The sequence below is a fragment of the bacterium genome, assembly GCA_035529855.1.
Classification (GTDB): Bacteria; RBG-13-66-14; B26-G2; order WVWN01; family WVWN01; genus WVWN01.
The window spans coordinates 104,554-111,730 of sequence record DATKVX010000044.1; the positions used below are offsets into that span (position 1 = coordinate 104,554).

6 protein-coding genes are annotated in these 7,177 nt (G+C 63.6%); all 6 read right to left on the reverse strand.

Annotated elements, in window-relative coordinates; translation table 11 throughout:
- Positions 1-193: 193 nt before the first annotated feature.
- Positions 194-1,639: a TldD/PmbA family protein gene (locus VMX79_05180; protein ID HUV86486.1), complete on the reverse strand. Its 1,446-nt coding sequence runs from the start codon at positions 1,637-1,639 to the stop codon at positions 194-196.
- 31 nt (positions 1,640-1,670) lie between these two features.
- Entirely contained in the window at positions 1,671-2,651 is a 981-nt protein-coding gene (locus tag VMX79_05185; GenBank protein HUV86487.1) for an NGG1p interacting factor NIF3, read from the reverse strand.
- Between the two features lie 40 nt (positions 2,652-2,691).
- Positions 2,692-3,663, reverse strand: a complete 972-nt coding sequence (locus VMX79_05190; protein HUV86488.1) for a nucleotidyltransferase family protein — start codon at positions 3,661-3,663, stop codon at positions 2,692-2,694.
- Positions 3,660-6,032, reverse strand: a complete 2,373-nt coding sequence (locus VMX79_05195) for a polysaccharide biosynthesis tyrosine autokinase (GenBank protein HUV86489.1) — start codon at positions 6,030-6,032, stop codon at positions 3,660-3,662. Before VMX79_05195 ends, VMX79_05190 begins: the two co-directional genes overlap by 4 nt.
- A gap of 9 nt (positions 6,033-6,041) precedes the next feature.
- Complete coding sequence (locus tag VMX79_05200; GenBank protein HUV86490.1) at positions 6,042-6,731, reverse strand: hypothetical protein; 690 nt, start codon at positions 6,729-6,731, stop codon at positions 6,042-6,044.
- A 247-nt stretch (positions 6,732-6,978) separates the two neighbouring features.
- Positions 6,979-7,177, reverse strand: a 199-nt coding sequence (locus VMX79_05205) for a T9SS type A sorting domain-containing protein (protein HUV86491.1), incomplete at its 5' end; no start/stop codon positions are given.

The window sequence follows — 7,177 nt, forward strand, 5'->3', positions numbered from 1 at the left end:
ATAAACGTAAAAAAGGCCGGGTTCGCGCCCGGCCTTGCTTATTTACTAAATATCAATAGCCCCCTGGACGCTAATTTAACGGAAGCCGCGGTGTCGCATTAGACAGTGGGCTTAAGCCCACTGTCTCACCCACGCTTAAGCCCCTTGTCCACCACGGCGGGCCGGCCTCAAGGCCGGCCCCTACATAACATGGTTACGTCCCCTGGACGTTGACGTTGCGGAAGCGGGCCGCGGCGGTGCCGTGGCCTACGTGCATCGCCTGGCCCGGTTGGCCCTTGCCGCAGTTGGGCGTCCCCCACATATACCACTCGCTTTCGCCACCTATCGCGTCGCAGTTGCCCCAGAAGACGGGCGTCTTGCCGGTGTAGGTGGGGTTCTTGACGACGGCGCCGAGCTTGCCGTCCTTGACGAGGCGGCCCCACTCCGTCGTGAACTGGAAGTTGGTGCGCTTGTCGTCGATGGACCAGGCACGGTTGGTTTCGACGTAGAGGCCGTCGTCGGTGGTCGCGATCATCTCCTCCAGCGACGAATCGCCCGGTAGGAGGTTGATGTTGGTCATGCGGATGATGGGGATGTTGTTCCAGGACTCGGCGCGCGCCGTCCCGTTGGACCGCGCCTCCGGCCCCAGCACCGGCGCCGTCTCGCGGTTGGTGAGGTAGTCGACGAAGATGCCCTCCTTCACGATATCGGTGCGCTGCGCCGGGACGCCCTCGTCGTCGTAACCGAAGGTGCCCAGGCCGCCGGGCACGGTGGCGTCGGCGACGATGTTCACGATGGGCGAGCCGTACTTGAAATGGCCGCGCTTGTCGAGCGTCAGGAAGGAAGTCCCGGCGTACGCGGCCTCCTGGCCCAGTACGCGGTCGAGCTCGATGGGGTGGCCGCACGACTCGTGCACTTGAAGCGCGAGCTGCGACGGGCCGATGATGAGCGTGGTCTCGGTCGTGGGGCAGACCTGCGCCGCCAGGAGCTGGGCCGCCTCGTCGGCGATGCGCGGCGCGTGCCCCACGAGGTCGAGGTCGCGGATGGCCTCGTAGCCGACGGTGCCGAAGTTGCCGCGGAAGGAGTTGGGGTACGAACGGGTTTGGATATCCTCGTCCGATACCGCGGTGGCGACGATGCCGCCGCCGGACTCTACGATCTTCTGTTCGATAAAGGCGCCCTCGGTGGAGGCGAAAATTTTCTCCGTGCGCCAGAACTGCAGGAACCCCTCCGACACCTTTATTTGCTCGCCGCGTTTCATTTCCTCGGTCGCGCGGACCAGCAGGTCCATCCGCTCCTCGAGCGGGACGGCGAACGGGTCCTCGCCCACGACGTTGGCCCACGAGGCCACGACCGCCTCCTGCGGAGCGAGGACGACGTCCTCGGCCTTGAAGCGCGCGCTCGCCCGGGCGATGGCCACGGCCTGCGAGGCCACGCGGAACATCTCGTCCTTGCCCAACTTGGAAGACGCGGCGAAACCCCAGGCGCCGTCGACGACAACGCGTACGCCGAAACCCTCGGTCTCCGTGGCCGCGATAGTTTCGGGTTTACCGTTCTTCGCCTCCAGGCTCTCGCTGCGACGGCGTAAGACGCGGATGTCGCCGTAGCTCGCGCCCTCCGCCTTAACTCGATCAAAAACGTTGCCGATTAAATCCTTCATTCCGCACCTTCCTTAAGTTAATGCCCCGGCGTCAGCTGCGCTTCACGGGTATGTATCCAGAACACGCCGTTACGTCCAGCTCCTCTCCCGCCATAACGCCGCCCAGGAGGAGGTTCAATCCCAGCGAGTCGGAGGGAGCGTGGCCCGCGATTACGACGTTGATGTGATTCTCCCTCGCTATCTCCAAGCTATCTTCGGAGACGTGCATGCCGACGAAAGTGCCGACTTTGGTGTTGGTAGCCAACTTCTCGAACATCCATTTCGAACCGCCCGTACCGCCGGTCATATCGACGAAGACCTCGCCCGCGCGAATACGCGCCGGGTTGTGCTCCGATTTTATGGAGCGGGCCAGGATTTGCAGGCCGGCGCCGTGCAGCTTGGCCTCGGCGTACTCCGGTTGCGCCTTTAGCAAACCTACTACGTCGGCGAGGGTGTCCGGTCGCTCGGCGTCGAAGCGGCCTTGGAGGAACTTGGTGACGCAGTTATCCGCCACCGTGTGCAAGCATACGAACGGAAAACCCAGGAGCTTCGCCGCATCCAACGCCCGGGTATGGTTCTGCACCAATAAACGTCTTTTAACTTCGTGGAGGCGGGGGTCGAGAATGCCTTCGGCTACTGTGATGGGAACGCCCAATCGGGCCAGCACGTCGGCCTGCATCTCCATAACGCGGTAGAGGTTGGCCAGCGCGTACCCTTCCGGGTGGTGGGCCACGCAGAGGTCGACCCGGCCGCCGCGCTCGCGGAGCCGGTCCGCCAGGACCAGCTCGCCGACCTCGAAGTCTATCCCCACCATTATGGCCTTCACGTCGGTGTCGTCCGCGCCGTTGAGTACGCGGGTGTCGTGGTATGGGTTCGTCAGGCGGTCGACGTCAAAGTCGGGCTTGGCGTCGTCGGTCAAACCTTCGTACGTTCGGCGTTCTTTGGCCAGGTACGCCAAGACGCCGTCCTCGCCGCGGGGGTCGTTGGCCCGGCCGACGGCCAACGCGCGGTCGAAAAATTCGCGCAGCTTCAAAGAACGTTCACCTTCCTTTATCCTTCAAAAGTCACTTCGGTCAAAGGCCGCGCGTCACGATTCGCTTCGTCCACTTGGAGTTCCGCAAACCCCAGACGAGGGCCGATGCCGGATTGTCGAGGGAAGCCGCGTATACGGCGGCCGCGCGTATGCCGCGGCCCGCGTAACCGCCCGACAGGGCCGTTCGGGCCAGCGTCTTCAGGATACCGAATTCCCCGGCGGTAGACGCTCCGTCGAAGAAAAACCGCGCCATCGCGAGAACGAACTGCGTCGCTCGCAGCGCCCCCCACCGCCGGGCCAAAAGCCAATAGCGGGGCCACGAAACGCGGCCCGCAAGCAAGAGCGCTTCGTAATAGTCGAGCAACTGCAACGAAAAGAAATGGTTTTGGTGGTGACACACCGATACCAATAAACGGAACTCGTCCGTCACGGCTTCGGGGTTGCGAACGAAGTCCGACGACGACGCCCGACGCGGCGGGGCGGCCGCGGCCGGACTCCAATGCAAATCAACGGCCTCGCCGCTCCGTAAAAAGGTACTGCCCGGCCACCAAGGCGGTCGCCGCGCTATAGGCACGAACCCCTCGCGCTCGAGGATATTCGCGGCCGCTTCGATACTATCGGGCGACACAAGGACGTCTACGTCGGTCATGGGTCGGCACGCGGGGCTGGGATAAACGGCAAACGCTACGTCTACCCCCTTTATGGGAAGCGCGGGTACGCCCGCCGCGGCGAATTTATCCCGGAATTCCTCGTACAATTTCCGTCGAATCAGGTTGGCGGCGAGGACTTCGGGCACCAGCGAACGCAGGTTTTCTTTGAAGTCGTCGTCGGCCGGAAAATCGCGGCCGCGGAGACGGTACGCCAGAAGCGGGGCCAGCCGCTCTTCGTTTAAAATATCGGCCAGCCGGCTCCACGAGCCGCACGCTCGCCGGGCGGCGACCAAAGCGCCGACGTCTACCGCGTTGCCGTCCAGCGCGCGCGCGACGAGGCGCCGCGCCGGAATACCTATCACGAGGGCCCGTCCTGTTCGGTGTAAGCCTGGTAGTATTGACTGTAATATTTGTAGCCGTACGCGCCGAAAACGCGCGACATCTCAACCTGGTTGAAGACAACCCCCAGAACCCTGCAGCCGGAACGTTCCAACATCTCCAGCGCGCGGCGGGCCGCGTTTCGGTCGGTCCGGCCGGCGCATACCACGAAACATACGCCGTCGGCGAGCCCCCCCAAGACGAGGGCGTCGGTCACGGCCAGGACCGGGGGCGCGTCCATAACGACGCGGCCGAACTTGGCGGCCAACTCGCCCAAAACCGTCTCGAATCGCTTCGAGCCTAAAAGCTCCGACGGGTTCGGGGGCACGACGCCGCTGGGCAATATCGTCAAATTCTCCACGCCGGTAGGCTGGAGAGCCTCGTCGAGCTCGGCCCGGTCCATTATCACTTCGGCCAAACCGGGGACCCTCTCCACGCCGAACGCCCGGTGAACCGTCGCGCGGCGGAGGTCGCAATCCACCAGTACGACGGCGTCGCCGGCCTGGGCGAATATTATGGCCAGGTTAACGGAAGTTATGGTCTTCCCGTCGCCCAAGCCCGTGCCGGTTATCAAAACCTTTTTTACCTCGACGTCGACGCCCGAGGCGCGAATCGCCGTCCTGAGGGTACGGAAAGCCTCGGCCACCGGCGACTTGGGGTAGGTGTGGGTCGCGAAATAATAATCGAACTCGCCGGCCCTCTGCACCAACCGGCTTACGCCGCCGCCCCCGATCCGCGGTATTATCCCGATCACCGGCGTGCCGAGCCGGCGCTCCACCTCCTCCACGGTATTGAGCGAGGTGTCGGCGAACTCGAGCATGTACGCCACGCCGACGCCGAGGAAGACCCCCAACAATATCCCCACCAAAATGTTCTTGGCGTAGTTCGGGCTTACGGGGACCCGGGGCACGAGGGCGTAGTCGACGACCCTGATGTCGGCGGTTCGCATGGCCTCGTTGATCTTGGCCTCCTGGAGCTTCTCCAGCAGCGTGGTGTAAACTTGTTCGTTCACCTGATAGGCGCGGACGAGGCGATTGAGCTCCATTTCCTTTCGAGGCAACGAGGCCGTGAGGTCCCGGTAGTCGGCGATGGCTTCCTCGATCATCGCCACTTTCTCTTCCCCCAGCTCGACGTTGGTGGCGAGCTCGCCGTGCTCGAGCGCGTCGGACAGCCCGCGTCTGAGCTCGCCTTCGGCGGCGGCGATTTCGGCGTCCACGGCCCCGACCAACGGGTGCTCGGGCGTCCGGGTCTGGACCAACTCCGCGCGGCGGCGCTGCAACTCGATGATCCGGTTTTCGAGTTGTTGCAACGCGCTGCCGGCGGCGAAACGCGATATCAGGACCTCCTCGGTGGGGAAAGCTTCACCTTCCCCGGAGAGCGCCGCCCGCCGCCGTTTTAATATGTCCAGCTCTACCGCGGATATCCGCCGGTCCAGGCTCTCCTCCAAAAGCTGCGACTCGAGGTTGCCGAGCAACGTGACGTATTGCCTGGTCTCGGCGCTCATATCCAGTATCCCGGTCTCGCGCTTGAAGGTCTCGAGCGCGATTTCGGCCTCGCGGAGGTTGTTCGCGGTCCGCTCGATCTGCTCTTCGATAAATATACGCGTAGTGGTCGCTTGCAGCTTCTTCTCCTCCAGGCTCGCCTCGACGTATACGTCGGCGACGACGTTGGCCAGGCGGGAGACCTTCTTGGGGTCGCGGCCTTTGACGACCACGCGCAACATATTGACGTTCTCCACCGGTTTGACGTGAACCGAGGCTATCAAACCCGAGACGACGGCGTCGACCTTTTGCGTTTTAATTATAATCTTGTCCCCGGCGCGGGCCCGGTCGGTCTCGAGGAGCAACGTACCGAATTCGGCTTCGAAAAATTCCCCCGGCCGTCCCGTACCCGCGGGGCGGCCGTCGAAGTCTACTTTAAACGTACCGGGCCCGGTGAAGGTAACAACGAGGTCGCCGGCCGGCGTTCCCTCTACGAACTCGGCTCGAGCTACGGCGTCGCGAAGGCGGGGCGGCGCGGCGGCAACCCGGTACGTCATCCCGAGGCGATTCGCCACCGTCGTCAGGAGCGCGCGGCTGCGAATCATCTCTATCTCGGTCTCCAGGAAGAAGGGGTCGTAATAGAACGTCGGCAGTATGGTCTGGCCCACGACCCGTTGGCTCACCTTTACCGTTACCGACGTCTGGTACACCTTGGGCATGCGAAGGCTGACGAGCGTCGCCAAAACCACCGTCGTCAAGAATATTATCACGACCGCCCACTTGCGGCGTATCACGACGCGGAGGTAGTCGCCCAGCGACACGCCCGCGTCGAAAGCCCGCAGCTCGGCCTCCGCTAGCCTCGGCTCTTCCATAAAGTTACTTTAAGGGTTGTGCCCTTCTTTTATACCGGCCGGGTCGATACAGCGCACTTCGATCTCGCCCTCCGGCGTTATGCTCACGGCGTAATCGACGTCGCCCTCGTCATCGTCGGCCGGGCAATCGAAAACGGCCGGGTCCGTCGTATACGCCGGCCCGTCTTCAGGCTTCACCAGGTCCCCCTCGGGCGATAAATCCAATTCCTTCAAATCCTCGGGCCGCGCGTCCGGGTGGTCGAAACCCCACATCTCCGGCCCCAACATGATCGCGATCTTTTCCTGGTTCGAGCGACATTTCTTTACGCGCTCCTCCAACGACAGCTTACCGTCGCCGCCGCGGCCGAAAATAATGCTCAGCGCGATGCCGGCCCCCAACAACAACAATATCGCCAAAGCGCCGACGCCGGCCAGGACGACGCCGGCCACGGCTCGGCCCCGGGAGAACGGTCGCTTTAGCGCGCGGACGCCGACGACGACCGTCCCCACGTCCAGCACCAGCGTCGCCGCCAGCGCCACGATGAGGACGACGACGTTGCGCGTCGTCTCTCGGGGCGCGAGCGAAAATTCGCCCGGGGCACCGCCCCACTGCGTCAGCGCCCACATTATCAAGATAAATAAAACCGGCCAAAAACCGACAAGGCCCGCGACTAATATCGCCGTCGGCCTTTTGCCGCGTGCGGCGCTATCGTCAGACATTTTTTCCTCCAACGAAGTCTTCGCAAGTCGCTCCGAACGTTTATGCTAACACAACGCCATACACGTGTCAAAACTAAAAGTCGGCTTTTGCAACGCGGCGTATGGCAAACGGCCACCCCGGGCATCGTGCTTCGCAATCGGAAGCTCCGCCCTTGGCCGCCCCACGCCGGCCGCCACCCGCGCGCGGTTATTCGAAATTAAAAAGGGGCGGCCTTCGGGCCGCCCCGGCATAGCCTTGGGTCGAATACTAGTGCACTACCGCCAGCCTCTTGGCCGCTACCCGGCCGCCGACCTCGAGCCGCAGTATGTACACCCCGGCCGGCATGCCGCCCACCTCCAGCGCCGCGACGTGCTTGCCTTCGCTCAGCACCCGGTCCACCACCGTCGTCACCCGGCGTCCCGCCAGGTCGTACAGGCTCACCTTCACCGCCGCGGCCCCGGGTAGG